The organism is Paraburkholderia acidiphila, assembly GCF_009789655.1.
Lineage (GTDB): Bacteria > Pseudomonadota > Gammaproteobacteria > Burkholderiales > Burkholderiaceae > Paraburkholderia > Paraburkholderia acidiphila.
This window is the reverse complement of record NZ_CP046911.1, coordinates 187,276-211,481: the sequence shown is the minus strand read 5'-3', so window position 1 is coordinate 211,481 and position 24,206 is coordinate 187,276. Positions and strand designations below refer to the sequence as shown.

At 64.1% G+C, this 24,206-nt stretch carries 24 protein-coding genes; 10 read left to right on the top strand and 14 right to left on the bottom strand.

Features of this window, described 5'->3' with window-relative positions:
* Positions 1-35: 35 nt before the first annotated feature.
* A complete protein-coding gene (locus FAZ97_RS25190) occupies positions 36-605 on the top strand; it encodes a hypothetical protein (protein WP_158761234.1) in 570 nt (189 codons plus the stop codon).
* A gap of 178 nt (positions 606-783) precedes the next feature.
* On the opposite strand, the gene FAZ97_RS25185 is transcribed toward FAZ97_RS25190, so the two are convergent.
* A complete protein-coding gene (locus FAZ97_RS25185; protein ID WP_158761233.1) occupies positions 784-1,728 on the bottom strand; it encodes a LysR family transcriptional regulator in 945 nt (314 codons plus the stop codon).
* A gap of 101 nt (positions 1,729-1,829) precedes the next feature.
* Here FAZ97_RS25185 and FAZ97_RS25180 point away from each other — a divergent pair, with 101 nt between their 5' ends.
* Positions 1,830-3,251: an aldehyde dehydrogenase family protein gene (locus FAZ97_RS25180; RefSeq protein WP_158761232.1), complete on the top strand. Its 1,422-nt coding sequence runs from the start codon at positions 1,830-1,832 to the stop codon at positions 3,249-3,251.
* Between the two features lie 85 nt (positions 3,252-3,336).
* On the opposite strand, the gene FAZ97_RS25175 is transcribed toward FAZ97_RS25180, so the two are convergent.
* Positions 3,337-5,070, bottom strand: a complete 1,734-nt coding sequence (locus tag FAZ97_RS25175; protein ID WP_158761231.1) for a methyl-accepting chemotaxis protein — start codon at positions 5,068-5,070, stop codon at positions 3,337-3,339.
* Positions 5,071-5,220: 150 nt separating this feature from the next.
* Positions 5,221-6,105, bottom strand: coding sequence for a class A beta-lactamase (gene bla, locus FAZ97_RS25170; RefSeq protein WP_407671915.1), 885 nt, complete (start codon positions 6,103-6,105; stop codon positions 5,221-5,223).
* Between the two features lie 121 nt (positions 6,106-6,226).
* On the opposite strand from bla, the gene FAZ97_RS25165 reads away from it, so the two are divergent.
* Positions 6,227-7,105: a LysR family transcriptional regulator gene (locus FAZ97_RS25165; protein ID WP_158761229.1), complete on the top strand. Its 879-nt coding sequence runs from the start codon at positions 6,227-6,229 to the stop codon at positions 7,103-7,105.
* 8 nt (positions 7,106-7,113) lie between these two features.
* On the opposite strand, the gene FAZ97_RS25160 is transcribed toward FAZ97_RS25165, so the two are convergent.
* Positions 7,114-7,611 carry a DUF523 domain-containing protein gene (locus tag FAZ97_RS25160; protein WP_158761228.1) on the bottom strand — a complete coding sequence of 166 codons (498 nt, stop codon included), beginning with the start codon at positions 7,609-7,611 and terminating at the stop codon, positions 7,114-7,116.
* A 60-nt stretch (positions 7,612-7,671) separates the two neighbouring features.
* Positions 7,672-9,693, bottom strand: a complete 2,022-nt coding sequence (locus tag FAZ97_RS25155; RefSeq protein ID WP_158761227.1) for an oxidoreductase — start codon at positions 9,691-9,693, stop codon at positions 7,672-7,674.
* Positions 9,694-9,892: 199 nt separating this feature from the next.
* On the opposite strand from FAZ97_RS25155, the gene FAZ97_RS25150 reads away from it, so the two are divergent.
* The 3 genes from FAZ97_RS25150 (at position 9,893) to FAZ97_RS25140 (ending at position 11,618) form a co-directional block, all read left to right on the top strand.
* Entirely contained in the window at positions 9,893-10,387 is a 495-nt protein-coding gene (locus FAZ97_RS25150; protein WP_158761226.1) for a MarR family winged helix-turn-helix transcriptional regulator, read from the top strand.
* 241 nt (positions 10,388-10,628) lie between these two features.
* Positions 10,629-10,853 (top strand): hypothetical protein, encoded by a 225-nt coding sequence (locus FAZ97_RS25145; RefSeq protein ID WP_233271895.1) that lies wholly within the window; start codon positions 10,629-10,631, stop codon positions 10,851-10,853.
* Positions 10,854-11,081: 228 nt separating this feature from the next.
* Positions 11,082-11,618 (top strand): cysteine hydrolase family protein, encoded by a 537-nt coding sequence (locus FAZ97_RS25140; RefSeq protein WP_158761225.1) that lies wholly within the window; start codon positions 11,082-11,084, stop codon positions 11,616-11,618.
* A 103-nt stretch (positions 11,619-11,721) separates the two neighbouring features.
* Here FAZ97_RS25140 and FAZ97_RS25135 read toward each other — a convergent pair whose 3' ends face one another.
* The 3 genes from FAZ97_RS25135 to FAZ97_RS25125 form a co-directional block, all read right to left on the bottom strand.
* The gene (locus FAZ97_RS25135) at positions 11,722-12,735 is read right to left on the bottom strand and encodes a zinc-binding alcohol dehydrogenase family protein (protein ID WP_158761224.1); all 1,014 of its coding nucleotides are present in this window, start codon (positions 12,733-12,735) and stop codon (positions 11,722-11,724) included.
* Between the two features lie 19 nt (positions 12,736-12,754).
* The gene (locus FAZ97_RS25130) at positions 12,755-13,102 is read right to left on the bottom strand and encodes an antibiotic biosynthesis monooxygenase family protein (protein WP_158761223.1); all 348 of its coding nucleotides are present in this window, start codon (positions 13,100-13,102) and stop codon (positions 12,755-12,757) included.
* A 162-nt stretch (positions 13,103-13,264) separates the two neighbouring features.
* The gene (locus FAZ97_RS25125; protein ID WP_158761222.1) at positions 13,265-14,164 is read right to left on the bottom strand and encodes a LysR family transcriptional regulator; all 900 of its coding nucleotides are present in this window, start codon (positions 14,162-14,164) and stop codon (positions 13,265-13,267) included.
* Positions 14,165-14,341: 177 nt separating this feature from the next.
* Between FAZ97_RS25125 and FAZ97_RS25120 the strand changes: the two genes are divergently transcribed.
* A complete protein-coding gene (locus tag FAZ97_RS25120; RefSeq protein WP_158761221.1) occupies positions 14,342-15,196 on the top strand; it encodes an urea carboxylase-associated family protein in 855 nt (284 codons plus the stop codon).
* A gap of 132 nt (positions 15,197-15,328) precedes the next feature.
* On the opposite strand, the gene FAZ97_RS25115 is transcribed toward FAZ97_RS25120, so the two are convergent.
* The 4 genes from FAZ97_RS25115 to FAZ97_RS25100 form a co-directional block, all read right to left on the bottom strand.
* Entirely contained in the window at positions 15,329-15,766 is a 438-nt protein-coding gene (locus FAZ97_RS25115) for a PRC-barrel domain-containing protein (RefSeq protein ID WP_158761220.1), read from the bottom strand.
* A gap of 150 nt (positions 15,767-15,916) precedes the next feature.
* Positions 15,917-16,840, bottom strand: coding sequence for a LysR family transcriptional regulator (locus FAZ97_RS25110; protein WP_158761219.1), 924 nt, complete (start codon positions 16,838-16,840; stop codon positions 15,917-15,919).
* Positions 16,841-16,929: 89 nt separating this feature from the next.
* Entirely contained in the window at positions 16,930-17,502 is a 573-nt protein-coding gene (locus FAZ97_RS25105; protein ID WP_158761218.1) for an ester cyclase, read from the bottom strand.
* A gap of 547 nt (positions 17,503-18,049) precedes the next feature.
* On the bottom strand, positions 18,050-18,475 hold the full coding sequence (locus FAZ97_RS25100) for a Fur family transcriptional regulator (RefSeq protein ID WP_158761217.1): 426 nt from the start codon (positions 18,473-18,475) through the stop codon (positions 18,050-18,052).
* A gap of 183 nt (positions 18,476-18,658) precedes the next feature.
* On the opposite strand from FAZ97_RS25100, the gene FAZ97_RS25095 reads away from it, so the two are divergent.
* Positions 18,659-19,861 (top strand): polysaccharide pyruvyl transferase family protein, encoded by a 1,203-nt coding sequence (locus tag FAZ97_RS25095; RefSeq protein WP_158761216.1) that lies wholly within the window; start codon positions 18,659-18,661, stop codon positions 19,859-19,861.
* Between the two features lie 14 nt (positions 19,862-19,875).
* Here the strand turns inward: FAZ97_RS25095 and FAZ97_RS25090 are convergent, their stop codons facing one another.
* Complete coding sequence (locus tag FAZ97_RS25090; protein WP_158761215.1) at positions 19,876-20,691, bottom strand: intradiol ring-cleavage dioxygenase; 816 nt, start codon at positions 20,689-20,691, stop codon at positions 19,876-19,878.
* A gap of 400 nt (positions 20,692-21,091) precedes the next feature.
* Here FAZ97_RS25090 and FAZ97_RS25085 point away from each other — a divergent pair, with 400 nt between their 5' ends.
* Positions 21,092-22,240: a branched-chain amino acid ABC transporter substrate-binding protein gene (locus tag FAZ97_RS25085; RefSeq protein ID WP_158761214.1), complete on the top strand. Its 1,149-nt coding sequence runs from the start codon at positions 21,092-21,094 to the stop codon at positions 22,238-22,240.
* Between the two features lie 56 nt (positions 22,241-22,296).
* Here the strand turns inward: FAZ97_RS25085 and FAZ97_RS25080 are convergent, their stop codons facing one another.
* Positions 22,297-23,130: an oxidoreductase gene (locus FAZ97_RS25080; protein WP_158761213.1), complete on the bottom strand. Its 834-nt coding sequence runs from the start codon at positions 23,128-23,130 to the stop codon at positions 22,297-22,299.
* Between the two features lie 94 nt (positions 23,131-23,224).
* On the opposite strand from FAZ97_RS25080, the gene FAZ97_RS25075 reads away from it, so the two are divergent.
* Positions 23,225-24,196 carry an AraC family transcriptional regulator gene (locus FAZ97_RS25075; protein ID WP_158761212.1) on the top strand — a complete coding sequence of 324 codons (972 nt, stop codon included), beginning with the start codon at positions 23,225-23,227 and terminating at the stop codon, positions 24,194-24,196.
* The last annotated feature ends 10 nt before the right edge of the window (positions 24,197-24,206 follow it).

Here is a 24,206-nt window from a genome sequence, read left to right as displayed (position 1 = left end):
AGCAGACTTCCCGGTTATCAGCAGAGGAATATACGATGAATATTTGGCTTTTGGCGCTTGCAACCAGCGTCTTTACTAGCCATGCATATGGTCAGTCCGTAGTTGAGCACCAGATATCCCTTGATGGATGCAACTTTAATCTAAGTGATCGCTATAACGGACGGGTCTCCGTTGACAATGAAAGCATGCCCCATTCGGCCAGCTATATCTCGATAATTAACTCAAAGGCACGGCACCCTTTCGAGACGTGGATTCAGTTTAGCTGTGAGAATTCGGCGAGCGCCCAAACGCTTTCAGATCTTGGAGGTATCAAGACGACTGCAAATGGTTGGGCCTTAGACAACTCCCCAAAGGTCATAGGTGAAGCGGGGCAGCATACGACCTTTCATCCGTTGCAGGGAAGTGGATGGAGCGGGGGCGGCGTAACACAAGACGATATCGACGGCGACGAGGAACAACGTAGTCGGGTTTTCGCTTTCTGCATACCGTATCGTCAACGAGCGGTCTGTGGCGTTGCTCGTTCGGTGGGTTATCTGGAACACCTAAACGAGGCAGTACTACCACAGGTCATCCAACTACTTGAGACTCTCAAATTTGCAAATTGACTCTCAGCCATGCGCTCACTTCTGCGCAACCCGGGCCATGCAGATTGCTGAATTCTCGCTTCTTGATACGCGCCGCCGATATCGGCAGCGGTCGTCACAATGTGATCGCGCGACATGCGTCACTTTGCCTTGGCGAATTCTGAGTGCGAACGCCCAACACTGATCGCGTACGCCACGCTCAGTGCCTAGCAGTTGGTCCGCGCCGGCTCTTTACCGGCGAGCGCTCGCGCACGGTGTCTGCGTATTCACGGATCGTCTCGATCAGCGCGCGTAATCCCGCCGGCGCGTGCCGCCGCCCGGGGTAATAAAGGCAGAGTCCGTCGAGCGGCGGTGTCCAGTCCTCCAGCACGCGCACGAGCGTGCCCGCTTCGAGGTCCGCGTTCACGTTCCATTCGGTCAAATACGTGAGTCCGAGTCCGTCGCGCGCGGCCGCGAGCATGAGACCCGGCTCGTCGAGCGTCAGCGCGCCCTCCACGTCCACGCGTACTGCCTGACCGCGCCGCTCGAACTCCCATTGGTAGATTTGCCCGCTGGGCATGCGGCTGCGTATGCAGCGGTGCGACTTGAGATCGGCGGGCGTGCGCGGCGGTTTATGCTTTGCAAAGTATTCCGGACTGCCAACCACAGCGAAACGCTGACGGTCGCCGAAAGGCACAGCGATCATGTCCTGTGGCACGATTTCCGCGAGACGTATGCCAGCGTCGTAGCCTTCGACCACGATGTCGATGAGCCGCCCTTCCGTGACGAGGTCGAGTTTCATCTCCGGATAACGCTTCAGGTAGGCGAGCAAAACGGGCATGACCTGTTTCGCCGCACCCACCGAAGCATTGATGCGCAACGTGCCCGAGGGCGTGTCGCGAAAGCTGCCCGCCTGGTCGAGCGCCTCGCGGATCGTGGACAACGCGGGCGCGACGCTGCCCACGAACTGCGCGCCGGCTTCGGTCAACGCCACGCTGCGCGTGGTGCGGTTGAAGAGCCGCACGCCGATGCGTGCTTCGAGCGCCGCCACCGCGTGGCTGAGCGCCGAGGTCGACACGCTCAGTTCGTCCGCCGCCGCACGAAAGCTGCGATGGCGCGCCACGGCCAGCACGGCTTCGAGTTCCACCAGGCCCGATGTTTTCATTGTCCCAAATCGCTCAACAGGTCATGCGCCATTGTACGGCTAGTCAACGCAATGCCAGGCGTCTATCTTGCCCTCATCGACCCACGTTTTCTGGAGCAGCCATGCAGATTATCGACAAGATCTATATCGACGGCGCGTTCGTCACGCCGCACGGCGAGGAGTACTTCGACCTCTTCAACCCCGCGACCGAGGCCGTGATTGGCCGCGTGCGTCTGGCCGACGCGGCGGATGCGGACGCGGCCATCGCCGCCGCGAAACGCGCGTTCCCGGCGTTTTCGCGCGCTACGAAGGCACAGCGCATCGAGATGCTCATGGCGCTGCACGAGGCCGTCGTCGCGCGCGAAGACGCGCTCTTCGACGCGATCGTGGAAGAGTACGGCGCGCCGGTCTCGCGCGGCCGCTGGATGGCTCAGCACGCCTCCAGCGTGCTGAGCGACGCCGCGAAGACGCTGGAAAACTACGCATTCACGCGGCGCGCGGGCACGGCAGAGGTCACCATGCAGCCGCTGGGCGTCGCCGGGCTGATTACGCCCTGGAACAGCGACGCGGGCTTCATCTGCGGCAAGCTCGCGGCAGCGCTCGCCACGGGCTGCACGGCCGTCATCAAGCCGAGCGAGATGAGCGCGATCCAGACGCGCATCGTGGCGGAGGCGCTGCATTCGGCGGGCCTGCCCGCGGGCCTCTTCAACATCGTCACGGGCCGTGGCGACATCGTGGGCGCGCGCATTGCCGAGCATCCCGACGTCGCCAAGATCTCGTTCACGGGCTCGACCGCGGTCGGCAAGACGATCCTGCGCACGGCGGCCGAAACGCTCAAGCGCGTGACGCTCGAACTGGGCGGCAAGTCGCCTGTCGTCGTGCTGGACGACGCGAATTTCGACGAAGCCGTGCCGCTCGCGCTGCAGGCCGGCTTCATGAACAGCGGGCAGGCGTGCATTGCGGGCACGCGCATTCTGGTGCCGCAGTCGCGGCTCGTCGAGTTCGAAGCCAGTGTAGAGAAAGCCGTGGCGCAGATTCAGGCGGGCGATCCGCGCGACACGCACACGAGCGTTGGCCCGATGGTGAGCCAGAAGCAATGGGAGCGCGTGCAGCGGTATATCGGCATCGGAATCGACGAAGGCGCGCGCCTCATTGCGGGCGGCGCGGGGCGTCCCGACGGCATCGACTCGGGCTGGTTCGTGCGCCCCACGGTGTTCAGCGGCGTGACGAACGACATGACCATCGCGCGCGAAGAGATTTTCGGGCCTGTGCTGTCGATCATCGCGTATCGTGACACCGAACACGCCATCGAGATCGCCAACGATACGCCGTATGGCCTGCAAGCCTACGTGCTTTCGCCCGATATCGAGCGCGCGCGCCGCGTGGCTGCGCAGATCGAAGCCGGCCGCGTGCTCGTCAACACGCTCACGCATGAACCTGCCGCGCCGTTCGGCGGCTTCAAGCAATCGGGAATCGGGCGCGAGTACGGCACGTTCGGGATCGAAGCGTTTCTGGAGCCGAAGTCCACGCTCGGCGTGTTTTGATGCGCCGTTAGCCGCGCAAAAATGCAAACGCCCCGGTTATGCTGCAAACCGGGGCGTTTGAACTCCTGCGCTTTAGCGCGCTACATCAGAAGGTCTGCCAGTCGTCGTCGGACGTGGCCGTTGCCGGCTCGCGGCGATCCGCCTTCGGAGCGGGCGCAGCCGAAGCACGCGCAGGCGCCGGCTTCGACGCTGCAGGACGCTTGACCGTTGCGCCCGCAACGACCTTCGCCATCGGCGCGATGCTCGACGTTGCCGCACGCCCCGCCGAGCCGATGTTGAACACCGAAACCAGTTCGCGCAACGCCGCGGCCTGCGAGGACATCGACTGCGCCGCCGCCGACGCTTCCTCGACGAGCGCCGCATTCTGCTGCGTAACCTCGTCCATCTGCGTGACAGCCTGGTTGACCTGCTCGATGCCGGTGCGCTGCTCGCCCGATGCGGCCGAAATCTCGTTCATGAGGTCGGCAACGCGCTTGACCGATTGCACGATCTCGCCCATGGTGCGGCCCGCGTCGTCCACGAGCGCCGTGCCGTTGTTCACGCGCTCGACCGACACGCTGATGAGTTCCTTGATTTCGCGCGCCGCCGTCGCGCTGCGCTGCGCGAGCGTACGCACCTCGCCCGCCACGACCGCGAAGCCACGGCCCTGTTCGCCGGCCCGCGCCGCTTCCACGGCCGCGTTGAGCGCGAGGATGTTGGTCTGGAACGCAATGCCTTCGATCACCGAGATGATTTGCGCGACCTGTTCGGAGCTGTTCGCGATGTCGCGCATCGTGTCGACCACGCGGCCCACCACTTCGCCGCCACGCGTGGCCGTTTGCGAGGCCTGGCCCGCCAGCGTGTTGCCCTGGGTCGCGTTGTCGGCGTTCTGCTTGACCGTGGCCGTAAGCTCTTCCATGCTCGCCGCCGTTTCTTCGAGCGAAGCGGCCTGCTCTTCGGTGCGCTGGCTCAGGTCGGTGTTGCCCGCCGCGATCTGCGCGGAAGCCGTCGCAATGCCTTCGCTGCCGGTGCGCACACGGCCCACCAGGTCGACGAGCCGCTCGTTCATGTGACGCAGCGCGCCGAGCAACTGGGCCGCCTCGTCGCTGCCTTCCACTTCGATGCGCGCGGTCAGGTCGCCACGCGCCACCGTTTCGGCCACATCCACGGCACGAGCAATCGGGCCCGTAATCGAACGCGTAATGAAGAGCGCAATCGTCGCGCCGAAGCCAATGGCAAGCACGATCAGCGCGATGGTCCAGGCGAACGCACTGTGGTAGGCATCCTTCGCCTTGGCGACTTCGGCGGTCGAGCCGTTGTGATTGAGGGTCACATCCTGGTTGATGAGGTCCATCAAGTTCTGGAACGACTTCGCCGATGCGCTCGACACTGCTGCACGGGCATCGGGCGTTCCGCCGTCAGTGGACATCACGAGCGCGTCGATCTTCTTGTCGTCGTCCAGATACTGCGACCACGCGGTGCTGATCGAATCGGCCACGCGGCGCTCTTCGGCCGACGAGACCAGCTTCGAATAGCCGTCGAAGGTCGTGCCGAACTGGCTGATCATCTGGGCGTGCTGGTCGTGCAGCGCGCCCTTTTCGCTGGCGTCGTTGGAGATCAGCATGCGCAGCGACGTGCGGCGCACGTCCTGTGCTTGATTGCGCAGAATGCCGAGCGTCTCGACGCTAGGCAGCCAGTTCGCACCGATTTCCTGCGTGCCGTCGAATATGCGCGATGCCTGAAGGAGCCCAATCCCGCCCACCGCGCCGAGCAGGAGCAACACAATGGCAAAGCCCGCGCCGAGACGCGGGCCGATTTTGATTCTGGTAAGGAATGACATGGGGGACGCCGTAGTGCCGTAGTGAGAGGTCATTCGTATTGACGACCACGACGCCGAAAAATTAAGTCAATGTTGCAAATATAACAACGCGTAAGGAAAGCACGCGAGGACCGAACGATCGGCCTTTTCTCATACGATTAGGATGCCGTATCAATTAGCGTAACGATGCGCCAGCAATACTCCGACCTGCGCGATCGCCGCATCGCGCTGTGCCGAACTCGCGCGCGTGGCGCCCGTGAGATACGTCGTGACGAGGACAGGCGCGCGCCCGGTGGGCCAGATGATGGCCACATCATTGGCCGTGCCGCGGTCGCCCGTGCCGGTCTTGTCGCCCAGGCGCCAGTCCTTCGGCAAGCCAGCGCGTAAGCGCGCGTCGCCCGTCTTGTTCGCCACGAGCCACGCAATGAGCTGCTCGCGCGAAGCCGAAGAAAGGCGCTCGCCCAGCAGCAATTCGCGCAGGTTCGCGACCATCGCGGCGGGCATGGTCGTATCGCGTGGGTCGCCCGGTATCGCTTCGTTGAGCGTGGTCTCGTTGCGGTCGAGGCGCGTGACCGGGTCGCCCAGGCTGCGCGCGAAGGCCGTAATCGCCGGCGGCCCGCCAATGCTCTCCAGCAGCAGGTTCGCCGCCGTGTTGTCGCTGCGCGTCAGCGCGGCTTCGCACAGCTCCGCGACCGTCATGCCCTCGCCGCCCGCGCGCGGGCCGCTCACCGGCGAATACGACACGACCTGCGCATGCGTATACACGACCTTGCGCGCGAGGTCTTCCTTGCCATGATCCTTGCGCGTCAACACGGCCGATGCGAGCAACACCTTGAACGTGCTGCACATCGGGAAGCGCTCGTGCAGGCGCCAGCCACCCACATGACCGCTCGCCGTATCGAGCATCGCGACGCCGAGCCGCCCGCCCACCTGTGCCTCGATGGCGGCGAGCGGCTTCTCCAGCGCGCCCGTTTGTGCGGGCTTCGCCGCGCTTGCCGCCGTCGCCCCGAACGCCTGAGATGCAACACCAGCTATCGCGCCGCCTACTACCGTCATCGTGAATCTACGTCGTGTGATCATGGCTTCTCCGTGAAGAGCCGCCACTATCGCGCGTTCTCCATGAAGCGACAAACGATGATAAATTGCGCCATGCCCCAGAAAAACTTATGGCTCGATCATGCGACCGTATCTGCCCCTCAATGCCTTGCGCGCCTTCGAATCGTCGGCGCGGCACTTAAGCTTCACGCGCGCGGCGAGCGAGCTGAACGTCACCCAGGCGGCCGTGAGCCAGCAGGTGCGCATGCTAGAGGAGCGGCTGGGCGCAACGCTCTTCAAGCGCCTGCCGCGCGGTCTGGCGATCACCGACGAAGGTCTCGCGCTGCGCCCCGTGCTCACGGATGCGTTCGACCGCATCGAAGCCGTGTTGCGGCAGTTCGAGGGCGGACACTTTCACGAGGTGCTGACCGTCGGCGCCGTGGGAACCTTCACGGTGGGATGGTTGATGCCGCGCCTGAAGTCGTTTCACGACGCGCATCCGTTCGTCGAGCTGCGCATCATGACGAACAATAATCTCGTCGATCTCGCGGGCGAAGGGCTCGATTTCGCGATCCGGTTCGGCGACGGCACCTGGCCGGGTTCGCGCGCCGCGAAGCTGTTCGACGCGCCGCTCGCCGCGCTCTGCACGCCCGATATCGCGCAACGCCTGCATCGGCCCGCCGATCTCGCCAACGAAAAGCTGCTGCGCTCGTATCGCGCCGACGACTGGGCGCTCTGGTTCGCAGCCGCCGGCCTCGCGCCGCGCCCGGTGCGCGGACCCGTGTTCGATTCGTCGCGGCTCATGGTGGAAGCGGCCATGCAGGGCGCGGGCATCGCGCTCGCTCCGGTTTCGATGTTCGAGCGCGATCTCGCGGCGGGCAGGCTCGTGCGGCCCTTCGATATCGAGGTGCAGGCGGGCAGTTACTGGCTTACCTCGCAGAAGGGGAAAACGGCGACGCCCGCCATGCGGGCGTTCAGTCAATGGATCGTGAAGGAAGCCGGTAGCGGCGAGAACGCGTGAGCGTTGAGTTACGCGCTGGCTTGCATGAGCCGCGCGTGAAGCGCATCGATTTCCGTTTCCGCGAAAACCTCGATGCCATGCTGGCGCAGCAACGCCGTCGTCACACCCGCGCCCGCGTGCTTGCGGCCCGCAAAGCTGCCGTCGTAAATGGCACGGCTGCCGCATGAAGGACTGCCGTCTACGAGCAACGCGAAGCGGCAGTCGTGCGCAAGTGCGAGTGCTAGCGCCACGTGCGCGCCATCCACGAACTGCGCGGTAACGTCCTCGCCGCGCACGTCGATCACGCGTGCGGCCCCCGCCAGCACGGCGGCGCCCGACGCGGCATCCGCGATCTCCGCAGGCGGCCTCGGCACGCCGAATCCGCCAGCCACCTCAGGGCAAACCGGCACGATGCGCCCCTCACGCTGCCACTGCTCGATCCGTGCATGCGCAACGGTTTTTGCCGAGCCGTTGTAACGGACCGGGCTGCCGAGCAAACAAGCGCTAATGAGTATTCGATGGAGCATGCAGAATACGTTTCCGATTGCACGAATCGTTCGTATTTTACGCGTCGAAGTCGTGCAACGTCACAGCGTCATCGCGAGGCGCGTGGCCTGATCGATGGCGCGCAGCGCGTCCAGTTCGGCGGCGACATCGGCACCGCCTATCACCTTCGGCTTCGCGCCGCGCGCGACGAGTTCATCGTAGAGCGTGCGGTTCGAATGCTGCCCCGCGCACAGCACGACATGATCCACGGCGAGCACCTGCGGCTTGCCGTCCACGCGGTAGTGCAGGCCTTCGTCGTCGATCACGTCGTACGTCACGCCCGAGGTCATCATCACGTTCGCCTTGCGCAGGCGTGCCTTCAGGATCCATCCCGTCGATTTGCCGAGCCCCTTGCCAAGCGGCTCCGACTTGCGCTGGAACATATGGACGCTGCGGCGCGGTGCGCCATGCGAGTCGATCCGCGTCAGGCCACCCGCATCCGCATTCGCAGGATCGACGCCCCATGCGCGAAAAAACACCCCACGGTCCAGCGATTCCTGCGCGTCGCCCAGCAGATACTCGGCCACGTCGAAGCCTATGCCGCCCGCGCCGATGATCGCTACGCGCGCGCCCACTTCAGCTTTACCCGTGAGCACGTCGATATACGACACCGCCTTCGGGTGATCGACACCCACGATATCGGGCACGCGCGGCATGACGCCCGTGGCGATGACGATCTCGTCGAACGCCTCGCTTGCGAGCCCTTCGGCCGTTGCCGGCTGCCCTAGCCGCAGCGTCACGCCAAGGCGCTTTAACCGCACCTCGAAATAACGCAGCATCTCGTGAAACTCGGCTTTGCCGGGTACGACCTTCGCGAGATTCAACTGTCCGCCCAGCCGCGCATGGGCTTCAAACAACGTCACCTGATGGCCGCGTTCAGCCGCGTTGATCGCGAACGCCATACCAGCAGGTCCGCCGCCGACGACCGCCATGCGTTTGGGCTGCAGGGCCTTGCCTGCCGCGAATTCGATCTCGCGCCCGGCGCGCGGATTGACGAGGCACGTGGCCGTGCGGTCCGTGAAAATGCGGTCGAGGCACGCCTGATTGCAGCCGATGCAGGTGTTGATTTCATCCGCCACGCCAAGCCGTGTCTTCTTCGCGAAGTCCGGGTCGGCGAGCAGCGGGCGGGCCATCGAAACGAGATCGGCCACGCCGGAGGCGATCAGTTCCTCCGCAACCTCGGGCATGTTGATGCGGTTCGACGCCATCACCGGAATCGACACCGCCTCTTTGACGCCGCGAATCGCGTCGCGCCAGGCCGCGCGCGGCACGCACGCGGCGATGGTCGGCACAGCCGATTCGTGCCAACCCACGCCCGTATTGATGAGATCCGCGCCGGCCGCTTCGATTTCCTTCGCGAAGGCTGCAATCTCGACGCCGTTCATGCCGCCTTCCACGAGGTCGATGGAAGAGATGCGGTAGATCAGCATGGGCTCACGGCCCATTGCCACGCGCACGGCGCGCACGATATCGAGCGCAAAGCGGATGCGGCCTGCGAAGCTGCCGCCGAATTCGTCGTCGCGCGAGTTGGTGAGCGCAGCCGTGAACTCGTTGATGAGGTAGCCTTCCGAGCCCATGATCTCCACGCCGTCGTAGCCGGCCTGAACCGCCAGCGCCGCCGTGCGGGCAAAATCGGCAATCGTGGCGCGCACTTCCTCAGTGCCGAGCGCGCGCGGCGCGTACGCGTTGATTCTGGCCTTGGCGGCCGAGGGCCCCACACACTCGGGCACTTTTGCGTAACGGCCCGCGTGCAGGATCTGCAGCACGATCTTTCCCCCGGCCTCATGAACGGCGCGAGTCACGGCGCGATGTTCGTCGAGTTGCTCCACGCGATTGAAGAGCGGACCGCCCGGCTCCATCACGCCTTCAGGGTTCGGCGCGAAACCGCCGCTCAGGATCAGGCCGATCTCCCCGGCTGCGCGCGCCGCATAGAACGCTGCGAGGCGCTCGTGCGGACGGTCGAGCGTTTCCAGCCGCGTGTGCATCGCGCCCATCACCATGCGGTTGGGGAGCTGCGTCGCGCCAACGCGAAGCGGGGTCAAAAGCCGGTCGTAGTTCGCCATGGGGGGTGTCTCTTGATATTCTCGTGCGTCGTTCTCCCACTCTAGGCGAGCCCCCTAGTTACGTCAACATCATGATATATATTGAAGCCAAGAGGAGGAGTATTGTCCAAATGGACGGCGCGCCCGCTTCCCTTCACTATTTTCGTATCAGGTATTTGTCTCATTACCTGCGCACTCGCGCGGGGACCGAAAGGCGCCCATGACCCAGAACGACCCTTCGTACGATCAATCCGTCTCGTCGATTCATAACCGGTTGTTCTTCCGGTTGTTCCAGGCGGGCAACACGCTGGACCGGCAAACGAGCAAGGCGCTCGGCATCACGACCGTGCAGTGGTCGGTGCTCGGCGCGCTGTCGCGCCCGCAGGTGGCGCAGGGCATGTCGTTTTCCGAGCTGGCCGACTATCTCGTGGTGAGCCGCCAGAGTCTGGACGGCGTGCTCAAGCGTCTGGAGCGCGACGAGCACGTGCTGCGCGTAGCCGACACGGTGGACAGGCGCGCGAAAAAGGTCGTGCTCACGGAGCAAGGCAAAGTGTTCTGGGAGAGCCTGCAGCCGAAGATCTACGAGTTCTATCGCCAGGCGCTCGCGAGCTTTCGCTTCGACGACAAGGTTTCGCTCGTGCATTTCCTGAATCAGCTGAACAAAGGCATGGACGAGATCGATCTGCGCCTGGAGGCGCCGCGCGAGCCGGAGTGAATGCCCCTCGCGCTTTCATATCGTGCAATGCGCGCCCGGTGTGTGCAAATTGCGCCGTCCCGGATGCAAGCCGGCAATTGCACATGGAAGGACACCTTCTCTTATCGTGAAAGACATCGCGTAACCCATTGAACGACAAGGAAATCGCAGCGCAACAACGCGGCAGGGAAGTCGTCTTTCACTGCGATAGACTGAAACGAACGACGCTTCTTATTCGCTGGTTATTCAATGGAGACGCATTATGGACGTGTATATCGAACCGTTGCCGAGGGGCCAATGGGGGCCCATCGATGGCTACGCCCTGGAGTTCGCGGACGGCAGCAAATTCGCCGACAACATCTTCCGCTCGGAACGGCTCGCGATCAGCGAGATCGTCCTGCGGGGCTACAAGCCGCTGCTGGCCAAGGTCCGCATTACGGACAAGCAAGCCAACGCGCATTGGCAGCGCCCCGAGACTGCACGCTAACGCGCGCAACAACGATTGACGCATCACGCCGCCTCCTGCATGATCGTCCTCATGAACGCGCACCTGTCCACCACGACGACGACCACGACCGCTTCCGGCGGGTCGTGAGTTCGGTGCGCGCACAGTAGATTTCGTATCGATCACAAGGCCCCGCCAGCAATGGACGGGGCCTTGTCGTTTCTCCGGACGTTGCGGGCGCAACGACAACGCAACTACCGGAGAACCACCATGCCCAGCCTCGCTCGCGCCCTGCTCGTCATCGATATGCAGGAAGGCCTGTTCAACGGCCCCCATGCACCATTCGACGGGCAGCGTGTGCTCGCCAATATCGTGCAGTTGATCGCTAAAGCCCGCGAGTCGCGCGCGCCGATTTTCGCGGCGCGCCACGTCGGGCCGCCTGGCTCGCCCATCGAGCCGGACAGTCCGCTCACGCACTTGCTGCCTGCGCTCGCCATCGACCCCGCCATCGACAACGTGTTCGAGAAGCGTCGCCCCAGCTGCTTTAGCGGCACCGGTCTCGCGCAGCGGCTCGCGGGCGCGAACGTGAGCGAGCTTGTCATCGCGGGCATGCAGACGGAGTATTGCGTCGACTCGACCTGCCGCGCCGCCGGCGACCTGGGCTTCAAGGCGCTGCTCGTCGCGGACGCCCACACGACCATGGATACGCCCGTGTTGCGCGCCGCGTCGATTATCGAGCATCACAACCGCACGTTGAGCGGCCCGTTCGTCAAACTCGTGAGCACGGCTGATTGTGCGTTCGAGTGACCTACGGCGCTCGCAAAGTCGCTCGACCCCATCCGCAGGCACGGTGCGCATGGGGTCGAACGGCATAGCGATGTTCGTGGTGTTTCCCTTGGCAGTCCGTCGTTTAGAACCCCTCCAGCACGAGCTTGCCACGCGAACGGTTCGTTTCCACGAGTTCGTGCGCCCGGCGCAGGTTCGCCGCGTTGATGGTCCCAAAGCTCTCGTTGAGCGTCGTGCGCAACACGCCTTCGTCGATCAGCGAAGCCACGCGGTTCAGCAATTGGTGCTGGCGAATCTGATCTTTCGTGCCGAACATCGAGCGCGTGAACATGAACTCCCAATGCAGCGCCACGCTCTTCCTCTTGAGCTTGCGGAAGTCGAACAGCTCCGGGTCGTCGATCAGCGCGAGATGCCCCTGCGGGTTGATCGAAGCAACGATCTCGTCGAAGTGACGATCGGTCTGGTTCAGGCTCGCAATGTAGTCCACGCCTTCCAGGCCGATACGCTTGAGCTCCTGCGAAAGCGGCTTCGTATGATCGATGACGTGATGCGCACCCAACTCGCTCACCCACTTCGACGTTTCCGGCCGCGACGCCGTACCGATGACGGTCAGGCCCGTGAGCTTGCGCGCCAATTGCACGAGCACCGAACCCACGCCGCCCGCCGCGCCGATCACGAGCAGCGACTCGCCGGACGGCGCCGTGCCCTCGGCCACCTTGAGGCGATCGAACAGCAGTTCCCACGCCGTGATGGAGGTAAGCGGCAACGCGGCCGCCTCGGCGAAATTCAGGCTCTGCGGCATGCTGCCCACGATGCGCTCGTCCACCACGTGCAGTTCGCTGTTGGTGCCCGGGCGCAGCAGCGAACCCGCGTACCACACGCGATCGCCCGGCTTGAAGAGCGTCACGTCGCGGCCGACGGCGCGCACGATGCCGCTCGCGTCCCAGCCGATCACTTTCGCCTCGCCGTTTTCGGGCGCCATGCCCGCACGCACCTTCACATCCACCGGGTTGACCGACACCGCGTGCACTTCGACGAGCAGATCGCGCGGACCCGGCTGCGGATCGGGCAGTTCGAGATCGATCAACGATTCGGGGTCGCTGATGGGAAGATTGCGGTAGTAACCAATCGCTTTCATCGTGAATACCTCCAGGCAGTCAAATTGCGGGAAACCGGCTCGGTTGGGCGAGCGGCTCGAAGTGATAGAGGTCGGGGTCCGCCGAAAAGTACGGCCACAACGCGTGCAGGAAGGTCTGAAAATCGCCGTGCATCATGAACGCGCTCTGCGCGTCGAGGCTGTCCCATTCCACTTCCAGCACGTAGCAGCCTTCGTCTTCGCACTGCGGACCGAGGCGATGACCGCGATAGCCCGGCTTGTTCGTGAACAACGGGCATACGCGCAGCCAGGCCGCCTCGAAATGCGAAATATTGTCTGCTCGCAGGTAAAAGCGGCCTATTGCGACGATCATCCAGGCCTCCGTGCCGTTCGTGTTGATACGAATCATCGGCCCGTGCGCCTTGCGCGCATAGCGGCAAACGGCGAATTCAGCTTCAAAGCTGCTTTGAAAATCGCGAGCGGGAGCGGGCGGCCGGAGCGGGGGAAAGACGAACGCAGGCCCGTGCGATGGCGATCAGGCCAGCCAGCGCACTTGCTGCGCAATCACACGTCAGGCGAGAAACGTTGCAATGCGATCGCGCAGCACATCGCGCAGTGCGTTGACGGTTGGCGAGAGCATCGTGCGGTGGGCGCACACGAGATGCAGCGGAGCGCCTTCGCCTTGATACGCGTCCAGCGCGGTGTCGAGGCGCCCCGCCTTGATATCGGCGAGCACATCCAGACGCGACTTGTACGCAAGACCGTGCCCCGCCACGGCCCAGCGGCGCACGAGTTCGCCGTCGTCGCTGCTGCGGTTGCCGTGGACGGTCACGACGCTGGCATCGTCGCCGCGATAAAAGGTCCAGCGGTCGTGCAGCGTGTCGCTCAGCGCGAAGCGCAGACAGTTGTGGCGCGAAAGATCGGCGGGCGTCGCGGGTTTGCCGTGACGCGCGAAATAGCCTGGCGCGGCGCACAGCACGCGCCGGTTTTCGGGCGCGAGCGGCAACGCGACGAGAGAGGAATCTTCGGGCACGCCGTAGCGAACCGCCACGGCCACCGGCGAGCGGAACATATCGGTCACGCTGTCGCCAATGTGCACCTGAAACGACACCGCGGGATGCTGCGTCTGGAAGTCGTCGAGCCACGGTGCGAGCACGTTGCGCCCGAGGTCGGAAGGAATCGACAGCGAAACAGTGCCGCCGATCATCTTGCGCCCATGCGCGACGGCGTTCTGGCCCGCCTCCACCTGCTCCATGACGCCGCGCGCGTACTCGAGGTAGCGCTCGCCGTCCGGTGTGAGGCGCAGGCTGCGCGTGGAACGTGCCAGCAGACGCGTGCCGAGTTCGGTTTCGAGGCGCTTGAGGCCCGCGCTCGCCACGGCGGGCGTGAGATCGAGCTGACGCGCGGCGGCCGAGAGGCTCCCGTTGTCCGCCGCGCTGATAAAGATGACGAGGTCTTCCAGTCTGATCATGTACCGTCGCGTCTTGTTAGGCTGCGCTCGCCTCGAAAGCCGGCGCCGCCGTCATGAAGTAAGCGAACTGTACACGAAGCCGCCGGGCACGCGGGCCGCTGCGAGGCTCGGCGAAATGGGCCGCGGTTCTATACTCGAAGGTGGAAACGCAGGTCGTTCATACAGGAGTACGAGGCAATGCTGAACTATCCCGCCGCCTACCAGTCGACCAAGGGCTCCGCGCTCGACGTGAACAAGCCCTTTTACCGCCGCATCGCCGAAGAGCAAGGTCAGCGCGAACTGATCGAATCCATTGTCGTGCCGATACGCTCGGGCCAGGCCTGGAGCGTCCCCGCCGGACACGTATTCCGCATCGTGACGATCGAAGGCCCGCAGGTGGCCGACCTCAATATCTGGAACCGGCACGATCCGCGCGAACGCATGTGGGCTTCGCGCACGCGCCAGCTCCAGCAGGCGCACGTGAGCACCTTCGACCGGCTGTGGTCCACGCTGCCCTTCCTGCGCCCGCTCGTTACCATTACGGACGACAGCCTCGCCGGCTACGGAGTGGACGAGCATGGCGGCCGCGTTCACGACCTGCTCGGCACGCGCTGCGATCCCTACGTGAACCGCATGCTGACCGGCGAGGACTTCCATTTTCACTGCCACTCGAATCTCACGCGTGCCATCGCGCCCTATGGGCTCACAGAATACGACGTGCACGATGTGCTCAACGTGTTCCAGTGCACCGGCCTGAATCTGGAAGACAAATACTTCATGAAGGCCTGCCCGGCGAAGAAGGGCGACTACCTCGAGTTTTTCGCCGAGATCGACCTGTTGTGCGCGCTTTCGACCTGCCCGGGTGGCGACCTTTCGCTGCCGATGTGGGGACCGGACGCCCGCGATCCGCTGGAAGTCTGCCGGCCGCTCGGCATCGAGATTTATCGGCTGGCGCCCGCGCTGCTGGAAGGCTGGTCTTCGCCGCCTGTCGCCGAGTATCGCGGCCTGCACGGCATGGCTTTGCAGCAGCCCGACTGGAAGTGTGGTTGCTGAGCCGGCTGTGTGCGCGGTGCGTGCGCAGCCGGCCCTACCCGTCGCTTCAGTCAAAAAAACATCGCGCAAAAGCCGTCGGGCCATGCGCCCACCAGGTGTTCGCATGGCCCGGCGGCATAGAGTGGCTGCGGCTTACTGCTGCTTCTCGGCCTTCTTCGGCTTCGGCGGCGTTTCGACCTTCGCGTACTGGAACGCGGGCGTGGCCTTCAGGGCTTCCTTCGTTGCGCCGGGCAGATAGAGGTTGCCTTGGCGCACGTCGAGCGATGCGATGGGCACGGCCACGTCGTGCGAACCGACGCCGAGGAAACCACCCGCCGCGAGGATGGCCGCGGAAACCGAGCCGTCCGGCGCGACGATCAGGTCGCGCACGGTGCCGATTTTCACGTTGTCGTCGTTATAAACGGGCTTGCCGAGCACGCTCTTCTTCACGCTCCAGCCTTCGAGCAGCGCCTGCGACTGCTCGACCGACACGCTCAAGGGCTGCGCGCCCGCGATCTGGGCATTCGCGCTGGCACTGGCCAGCACGGCGCTAAATACGGCTACCGTCAACATCGTCTTGCGGAAAAGCATTGTGTGTCGCTCCTGTATTCCGGTTATTTCGCCGCGCAGGTCGTTGCGAGTCACTGCGAGACTGCAGGCGGACTGTCATGTTAGCCGGTATGGCGAGGCGCTGCGCTCAAGCTGCTTGCGCGTGAGCAATGGCGAAACAGAAACGGGCGTCTAGCGCAAAAACGCCGCCAACCCTTCGGAAGCCTCGGCGAAGCGCTGCGCGAGAAAATCGAGCAGTGTGCGCACGCGCGGCGCCATATAGGGCGTGCGTTGAAAGAGCGCGTTCACGGGCACGTCCGGGCTGCGCCACTCCGGCAAGAGCAGCTTGAGCCGGCCCGCCTGCAGATCCGCGCCAATGTCCCAGATCGACTTCATCACCACACCGCGCCCTTCGATCGCCCACTCTCGCGCAAGCGAGCCGTCGTTGGTTTGGCGCGAGCGCTCGATAGGCGCCGAAAAGAGCGCGGTTTCTTCGCCGCGCGTGAAGCGCCAGCTGTTCGCCACGCCCGCCATCGAGGCAAGCAGGATGAAGTGGTGCTCGCGTAATTCGTCGGGGTGGCTCGGCAAGCCATGGGCCGCGATGTAGTCGGGCGACGCGCACAGCGCGCGGCGATTGTCGGCCATGCGTCTCGCGACCATCGAACTATCGGCGGGCACGCCGAAGCGTATCGCGAGATCGATATCGTCTTGCAGCAGGTGCGAGAGCGAGTCGGAGAGCACGAGCGTGAGCGTGACCTGCGGATGCAGTTCGTTGAATTCGTCGAGCCAGTGGCGCAGCACGGCGCGCCCGAAGTCGGACGTGGCGGACACGCGCAGCGCGCCGCTCACCGAAGCGCGCCCGGCTTGCAGTGCCGCGCGTGCGTCTTCGAGCGTTTGCAGCGCGTGCTGGCAATGCGCGAGGTACATACGGCCTTCGTCGGTCAGGCGCAGCGTGCGCGTGGAGCGCTCGAACAATTGCGTATGGAGCACGCCTTCGAGCTTCACGAGCCTCGCGCTCGCCGCGGCGGGCGAGAGGCCAAGCTTTCTGCCGGCGGCCGAAAGGCTGCCCTGGCTGGCCGCTTCGACGAACAGGCGAATGTCTCCGAGATTGTCCATGGCCACGCGTTGCGATGAAGGTGAAAGCGATGTTAGCGCGATATGCCTGCAAGGCCCGCGAAGCGAGCGCTTGCAGGCACACCGCGCGCTTATTTGGCCACCACGCCCAATTGCTGCAGGAACGTGAGATTGTCTTCGAGGTGCCAGTTGTCGGTGATCTTGCCGTCGCGGATGCGGTAGATGTCCGTGGCGATGAAATCCACCGGCTGGCCCTTACCCTGCACGCCGTTGAACGTGCCCGTGAAATGGCCCGTGAAGTGCAGATGGGTCACCACGCGGTCACCCGTCACGATCATCTGCTCGACGTCGGCGTGCACGTCGGGCACCGCGCCGTGGAACACCTTCGAAGCCGCGAGCGGCCCGGCCACGCCTTGCGGGCGGCCGGCGGGCAGCGTGCGGTCCGTGAAGCCGGCGTCGAGCGCTTCGCGGGCCTGGGCTTCGTCTCCGGTGCTCCAGAACGTGTCGTAGAGTCGTGCGGCGCGAATTTGCTGTTGCGCCTGATGCTTCGGCAGGCTCTTGTCGACGATGAGTTGTCGTGGCTGCACCAGGTTGTCGTTGGTCGCCGCAGCGGCTGGCAACGCATTGCCGAGCAAGGCGGCGGCAGCGGAAAGCGTGGCGACAGAAGCGCGAAAGACCGTCGAGAAAGCAGTTTGCGTGTTCATGTGCGACTCCTTGAATGCGTGATGGTCGAATCCGTTGGATCGATTTAATCCGTACTGCGTATCATGTACTGGAGTGCCACGAGGATGAGAGGCCGCATGGTTGTCTCCGGAAAACGGTGGAACCGCTGTGGAAGTGCAACCATTTTGCTGAACGCCGTGCCGTTTGATAATAGGTCCGGTTTTTGAATGATTTTCAAGCTGGACAGAAAAATCGGCCGAAAACCGCAGCTTGTTTGCGAACGTTATTTCGCGTGGATACAGGCGGGAACGCGCCAAGCGGCGCGAGTCGCCCTCGACGCAGTGGGCGGATCACCTCGCGCGGCTGACGCACGCGGCTACCTCGCTCACGCGTTAATTCGCAATCCTGATTGATTGGGTCGCGCCAAAGCGTTTATTCTGGACGGCGCGAGCGAGCGCACCGAGGCCCGCAATAGCGCGGACATTTTCCTTCGAGCGAATCGTCGGGGCACACCGCTATCGGGAGTCGACCCCGTAGTCCGGAAAGATCGTCGCCACGCTTTGAACCGTGCGCCGATGGCGCATCAGCTCACGACGAAGCCGCGGCGCACTGTGCGCAAAGCCCGAAAACGACGAGGCTCGAATGCGTATAACGAAAGCCTTTCGCCGCCGCGATGGCGGTGTGCTGCTCCCGCAGCGTGGGCTCGTCGATGTCGACCACGTTCTTGCAGCTCTCGCACACGAGATGCGCGTGCGGCACGCCGCGCCCAAGCTCGTACACCACGCGCGTTTCCCCAACCCACGTGCTGTCGAGCAGGGACGATTCCATCAGTTGGGCAAGCGCGCGATACACGCTCGCAAGGCTGCATTGCTCCACGTCTTTCGCGATGCGGCGAAAGACCTGGTCGGCGGTCAGATGCTCGTGCGGCGCATCATGAAACACCTTCAGCACGGCCACGCGGCTGGACGTAGGGCGCAGGCGCGCGCTCTTCAGTTCGGAGTAGACCGTTCTCATACGATGGGTAACACGTCGGCAAGGCCGACAGTGTCTCCCGGGAATGCTTAAGGCTTGCTTATGCGGGTAGGGTGAGCGGTACGCCGCGACTACCTTTCACACGGCTTTATGCTGTGGCGCCATATAAGCTTGGACAAGCACGGGACTGGCGCATATTGGACAGAAGCACGAACTGGGGCCCCCATGGCTGCCACGCCCACGGTAATCTTCGGCGCGTTCGACCGGCACAACTTCGGCGATCTGCTGATCGCGCAGGTCGTCGCGCGCATGCTGCCCCGCCGCGAACGGCTGTTCGCCGGGCTCGCCGCGCGCGATCCGCATGGCGATGGCGGCCCAGCCACCGTCGCGCTTGCGCATATCGCCGCATTCTCGCGCGGCCGCGCCGTGAACGTGATTCACGCAGGCGGCGAATTACTGACCTGTAATGCGTGGGAAGCCGCTGTCATGCTGGCGCCGTCGCAACGCGTTCCGGCGCTCATTTGCGCCGAACGCGAATGGCTGCGCGACGCTCGCGAGTGGGCGCAACGTCATGTTCGCGTGGCGTCACTCGCGCCCTATGTGCTCTCAAAGTCCGCGTTGCGCGGCGTGCGCGTGAAGCATCTCGCGTTCAACGCAATAGGGGGCGTCGAACTCGACGCGAGCAACGCGCAGTTGCGCGCCGACGTGCTCGCTGCGCTGCAATCCGCCGATACGGTGAGCGTGCGCGACCGTCAAACCGCGGCGCTGCTCGCGAACCACGGCATCGAAACGCACCTGATACCGGACCCCGCCACGATGACGGCCGTCCTGTTCGGCACGTCGATCCATCGGCACGCCGCCAGCCTCGCACTGCGCGAAGTCCGGCATGCGTTCCCCGGCGGTTATGCAGCCGTGCAATTCAGCGCCGACTTCGGCGACGATGCAACGCTCGATACACTAGCCGCCCAGCTCGCACTCGCGGCGCGGGCGCACGGCATGGGTATCGTGCTGTTTCGCGCGGGCGCCGCTCCCTGGCACGACGACCTGCAAGTGTACGAGCGGCTCGCCGCTCGACTGTGCGCGGCTCGCGTTCGCGTGTTCGCTTCGCTGAATGTCTGGGACATTGGCGCGTTGATTGCTGGCAGCCGGATTTATTGCGGCAGCAGCCTGCACGGCCGTATCGTCGCGATGGCTTATGCCCTTCCCCGCATCAATATCAGTCGTCCTGATCATTCTATCGACGGCGGCAAGCATGCGGCTTATGTGCGGACATGGGAAGCACCGGGTCTCCCCGGCGTTGTGCAGTTGGGGAATCTAGCCGATGCGCTCGCCAATGCGCTGGAGAGCGACGGCGAAACATTACGCGAAACCGCATCCGCACTCGCGCGCCGGTACCGGACGGTATTCGAAAGCGTCGTTGCGGGATGACCGCGCGCAGGCACTCAACCCGGCGGCGGCCCCGGGAACGGTTCGACCGCTTGAGGCTGCGCCTCGGGATCGACCACGGCGTTCACGCGTGCACGCAATCCATTGACGTGCCCTTCGGCGGCAAATGGGCTCGCGCTCGCGATCATCGCCGCGCCGGATTGATTGACGAAAACCGGGTCTTCGCCCTGCGTGGTGCGCTCGATCGCGTGCTGGCGATATGGATCGCGTTGCATCAACGTCACCATCAACGGCTCGGGAAAGAATACCTGACCGACATGCGAAGCATGCGACGCGCTTGCCGTGCGGACCTTGAAATGAATGTGGTTGGTGCGCCCGGGATAGTTGCCCGGCACGATGGTCTGGAACGTGACGATGCCTGCGTGATCGGTGTGCTGAATGCCGCGCAGAAAGGTCTGGTGATCAGTGGGCCGCGGCGGGGGTGGCGGACCACCGTGCCATCGCTCGGGTGGGCGCCCAGGCGCCTTCGGATCGAAATCGGGTGGAGGCGGGAGCGCCGTTTTCGTATAGCCCGAGTAAGCGCCCATTGCGTCACATTGCCATATGTCGACCGCGGCGCCCACGAGCGGCGCGCACGTTCTCGCGTCGGTGAGCACGATGTCGAGCGTCAACGGCACGCCCGGCCTGCCCTCCCGGACGTCTCGCCGCACCAGATCGCCATCGATCCAATAAGGGCCGACTTCCTGCTCGGGCGTGAGCCGGCAAGGCGGGGCGCTCGCAAAGGCGGCGGGGCTAGTTTCGAGCGTGGCGGCGGTCGTGCCGAGCGCGATCGTCAGTTTGATGAATGCTCGTCGTGACAGGCGTGATGTCATTGATGTGCTGCATTGCGCGTGATGGCGGGACTCTACCGGACCCGGCGCGCATGTCGATTACATTTCTATTACGCCTTATTTCGCGCCGGCAGGCGTACTTGTCCTGATTGCCTCGATTTAGCCGGCTGTGCAGAAATGCGCATGGAAACCGTCGCGAATGGTCAAGACGAAGCGATATTGGCTTCCTATAGTCGCTTTCAGCGTTTCGCTCCCGCGCCTCTCGTGCGGAGCGGTTCGATCGATACCACGCCTTTCTGGAGGAGCCCAACACGTAGTCGACGCGAACAAGAGAGTCGTGAACCGGCCCCAGCCCCGACCGCGCCAGGCGCGAAAAGCGGGGGCGCCCGGCCGGTATGCACGCCACAGCAGTGAACCCATGCTTGCCGAAAAAGGAAATAACATGCGTTTTGCGAAGACTCTTACCCCTATCGCAGTTGCCGTTGGAGCACTTCTCGCTGTTGCACCGCTCGCTTCGCGTGCGGATACCGTCGTTAAAATCGGCTTTGCCGCGCCGCTCACCGGGCCGAACGCCAGTTACGGCAAAGACCTGGAAAACGGCGTGAAAATGGCCCTCGACGACGCCAAGGCGCAAGGCGTCAAAATCAACGGCCAGCCCGTCTCGTTCGAGCTCGTCGCCGAAGACGACCAGGCCGACCCGCGCGTGGGCGTGCAAGTGGCGCAGAAGCTCGTGGACGAAGGCGTTTCGGTCGTGGTCGGCCACTTCAACTCGGGCACGACCATTCCCGCTTCCGAGCTGTACGAAAAGGCGGGCCTGCCCGATATCGATCCCGCCGCCACGAACCCGGTCATCAGCGGCCGCGGCTTCAAGAACATCTTCATGGTGATTTCGAGCGACGCGCAGAACGCGGGCACCGCGGGCGCCTATGCGGTCACGACGACCAAGGCCAAGCGCATCGCCGTGATCGACGACCGCACGGCCTTCGGCCAGGGCGAAGCGGACGAATTCGTGAAGGCCGTGAAAGCGCACGGCGGCGATATCGTCGATCGCGAGTACACGACGAACCAGGCGACGGACTTCAAGACGCAGCTCACGAACATCAAGAGCAAGAACCCCGATCTGATTTTCGTCGGTGCCCTCAATCCGCAGGCGGCCGGCATCATGAAGCAGATGGCGCAGCTCGGCATCAAGGCGCAGTACGTGGGCGGCGGCGGCGTGAAGGATGTGGACTTCGTCAAGCTCGCGGGAGACGTGTCCGAAGGCGCCATGGCGTGGGAATACGGCCGTCCGCTCGACAGCACGCCGGTCGGCGCGAAGTTCGCCGACCGCTTCAAGCAGAAGTATGGCGCGGACGTGCTCTCGTACGCGCCGTTCGGCTACGACGCGGCGTGGGCCGCGATCAAGGCGATGCAGGCGGCCAATTCGACGAAGCCCGACGACTATCGCCCGAAGCTGCAAAGCATCAGCTTCGACGGCATCACCGGCCATATCGAGTTCAACGCGAATGGCTCGCTGAAGAACGGTTCGTCCACCGTGTATCAGGTGAAGAACGGCCAGTGGGTGACGGTCAAGACGGTTAGCGGCCTCTGATCGCTTACGCGGGCCTGCCGCTTCCGGGCGGGCCCGCCCTCTTCAACCATCGGCCGTCAACCGTCGGTCGAAACCGTCACGCTCTCCCAGGCGCGAATTTCATCTTCCAGCGCCGTCAGTTTCGCCCTCACGAGCCCCAGTGCATCGCTGCCGAGCAGAAGATGCCTCGGAGGATGCTCCGCGTCGATGGCCGCAAGCATCGCGCGCGCCGCTTTCCGCGGGTCCCCAAGCTGCTTGCCGCTTTTTTCCTCGCGCGCCTGGCGAACCGGGTCGAAGATCGCGTCGTAAGCCGCGATCGAGCGCGGCGTTCGCGTCATCGAGCGTCCGGCCCAGTCGGTGCGAAACGAGCCAGGCGCGACGGCCGTTACCGCAATGCCGAGCGGCTCGACCTCTTTGCCGAGCGCTTCGGAAATGCCCTCCAGCGCGAATTTGCTCCCGCAGTAGTAGCTGATGCCTGGCATGGTGATATAGCCGCCCATCGACGTGATATTCAGAATGTGGCCGCGCCCGCGCTCGCGCATGAACGGCAGAACCGCCTTCATCATGGCGACCGCGCCGAACACATTCACGTCGAACTGCCGGCGCATTTCCGCCAACGGCGACTCCTCCATGACGCCTTCGTGCCCGTAGCCGGCGTTGTTGACCAGAACGTCCACGGGGCCGACGCTCGCCTCGATCTCCGCCACGACGCCGTCGATGGCATCGAAGGCCGTCACGTCAAGCACGCGCGCCAATGCGCGAGGCGCCGAAAGCGATTCGAAATCGCGCTTCGCCTGCTCGCTCCTCACCGTACCGACGACGGTGTGCCCCGCCGCCAGCGCTTCCTGTGCCAGCGCGCGGCCGAAGCCGCTGCTCACGCCCGTAATGAGCAGAATTTTGGTGGATGCCATGGAAGGTTCTCCCGAACAGTGTCTGAAAAGTCCATACTAGTCTGAACGGAGCAGCTGATTCAGCTCGATTCCGGTAATTTTCTTGCCTAAAACTATGAACACGAAGCGTGACTCGTTCGACCATTCCGGACTCTCGTCACGAAGCCAGAAGCGCATCATCGCGTTGCTTCACGCGCTGGCGCCCGACGAGGGCTACAACCTTACGGCGTTGCCGGGCGTGCGCATTCTGCGCTCGAACCGGCCGCTCTCGCGCACGCCGGTGCTCTACGACCCCGGCATCGTGATCGTTTGTCAGGGACGCAAGCGAGGCTATTTCGGCGACCAGCTCTATCTCTACGACGAGCATCATTACCTCGCCGTGTCCGTGCCCGTTCCATTCAGTATGGAGACCGAAGCAACGGCCGAGCACCCGCTGCTCGCGCTGTACCTTCACCTGGATTTCGCGCTCGCCGCCGAATTGGCGGCACAGATCGATCGTGAAGGCGCAAAGGAACACGTGCAGGCGCCGCAGAGCATGATGTCGACGCCGATGGACGACACGATGCAGAGGTCCGTGTTGCGCTTGCTCGAGGCGATGCATCGGCCACTCGAAGCCGCCGTGCTGGGCCCGGGCTTGCTGCGCGAGCTGTATTTCCGCGTGCTCACCGGCGCACAGGGGAGCGCCATGCGCGAGGCGCTGGCGATGAAAGGCCAGTTCGGCCGTATAGGCAAATCGTTGCGCCTCATCCATGCCGGCTATGCGCGAGCGCTCGACGTCACGCAACTGGCCGAGGAAGCCGGCATGAGCGTGCCGAGTTTTCACAGCCACTTCAAGGCGATCACCCAGGTCTCGCCCATGCAGTACGTGAAATCCACGCGCCTGCATCAAGCTCGCTTGCTGATGGTTCGCCAGGACCTGAGCGCGGAGGCGGCGGGCCACGCTGTGGGCTACACGAGCCCGTCGCAGTTCAGCCGGGAATTCAAGCGGCTTTTTGGTTTGACGCCGGCGGCCGAAGCCAGGCGCATGCGCGCGAGCTTCGCCATTCCGGCGCCATTTGCCGGGGCGACGTACGTTGCGTCGCATTGAGTCCGCTTGA

Coding starts and splice junctions, on each gene's coding strand:
- FAZ97_RS25190 (WP_158761234.1), top strand. CDS start 36: ATGAATATTTGGCTTTTGGCGCTTGCAACCAGCGTCTTTACTAGCCAT.
- FAZ97_RS25165 (WP_158761229.1), top strand. CDS start 6,227: ATGCGACCGTATCTGCCCCTCAATGCCTTGCGCGCCTTCGAATCGTCG.
- FAZ97_RS25075 (WP_158761212.1), top strand. CDS start 23,225: ATGAACACGAAGCGTGACTCGTTCGACCATTCCGGACTCTCGTCACGA.
- FAZ97_RS25130 (WP_158761223.1), bottom strand. CDS start 13,102: ATGATTCGTATCAACACGAACGGCACGGAGGCCTGGATGATCGTCGCA.
- FAZ97_RS25100 (WP_158761217.1), bottom strand. CDS start 18,475: ATGAGAACGGTCTACTCCGAACTGAAGAGCGCGCGCCTGCGCCCTACG.
- FAZ97_RS25155 (WP_158761227.1), bottom strand. CDS start 9,693: ATGGCGAACTACGACCGGCTTTTGACCCCGCTTCGCGTTGGCGCGACG.
- FAZ97_RS25135 (WP_158761224.1), bottom strand. CDS start 12,735: ATGAAAGCGATTGGTTACTACCGCAATCTTCCCATCAGCGACCCCGAA.
- FAZ97_RS25090 (WP_158761215.1), bottom strand. CDS start 20,691: ATGACATCACGCCTGTCACGACGAGCATTCATCAAACTGACGATCGCG.
- FAZ97_RS25095 (WP_158761216.1), top strand. CDS start 18,659: ATGGCTGCCACGCCCACGGTAATCTTCGGCGCGTTCGACCGGCACAAC.
- FAZ97_RS25110 (WP_158761219.1), bottom strand. CDS start 16,840: ATGGACAATCTCGGAGACATTCGCCTGTTCGTCGAAGCGGCCAGCCAG.
- FAZ97_RS25185 (WP_158761233.1), bottom strand. CDS start 1,728: ATGAAAACATCGGGCCTGGTGGAACTCGAAGCCGTGCTGGCCGTGGCG.
- bla (WP_407671915.1), bottom strand. CDS start 6,105: ATGACGGTAGTAGGCGGCGCGATAGCTGGTGTTGCATCTCAGGCGTTC.
- FAZ97_RS25105 (WP_158761218.1), bottom strand. CDS start 17,502: ATGAACACGCAAACTGCTTTCTCGACGGTCTTTCGCGCTTCTGTCGCC.
- FAZ97_RS25160 (WP_158761228.1), bottom strand. CDS start 7,611: ATGCTCCATCGAATACTCATTAGCGCTTGTTTGCTCGGCAGCCCGGTC.
- FAZ97_RS25145 (WP_233271895.1), top strand. CDS start 10,629: ATGGACGTGTATATCGAACCGTTGCCGAGGGGCCAATGGGGGCCCATC.
- FAZ97_RS25150 (WP_158761226.1), top strand. CDS start 9,893: ATGACCCAGAACGACCCTTCGTACGATCAATCCGTCTCGTCGATTCAT.
- FAZ97_RS25175 (WP_158761231.1), bottom strand. CDS start 5,070: ATGTCATTCCTTACCAGAATCAAAATCGGCCCGCGTCTCGGCGCGGGC.
- FAZ97_RS25080 (WP_158761213.1), bottom strand. CDS start 23,130: ATGGCATCCACCAAAATTCTGCTCATTACGGGCGTGAGCAGCGGCTTC.
- FAZ97_RS25115 (WP_158761220.1), bottom strand. CDS start 15,766: ATGCTTTTCCGCAAGACGATGTTGACGGTAGCCGTATTTAGCGCCGTG.
- FAZ97_RS25120 (WP_158761221.1), top strand. CDS start 14,342: ATGCTGAACTATCCCGCCGCCTACCAGTCGACCAAGGGCTCCGCGCTC.
- FAZ97_RS25180 (WP_158761232.1), top strand. CDS start 1,830: ATGCAGATTATCGACAAGATCTATATCGACGGCGCGTTCGTCACGCCG.
- FAZ97_RS25125 (WP_158761222.1), bottom strand. CDS start 14,164: ATGATCAGACTGGAAGACCTCGTCATCTTTATCAGCGCGGCGGACAAC.
- FAZ97_RS25085 (WP_158761214.1), top strand. CDS start 21,092: ATGCGTTTTGCGAAGACTCTTACCCCTATCGCAGTTGCCGTTGGAGCA.
- FAZ97_RS25140 (WP_158761225.1), top strand. CDS start 11,082: ATGCCCAGCCTCGCTCGCGCCCTGCTCGTCATCGATATGCAGGAAGGC.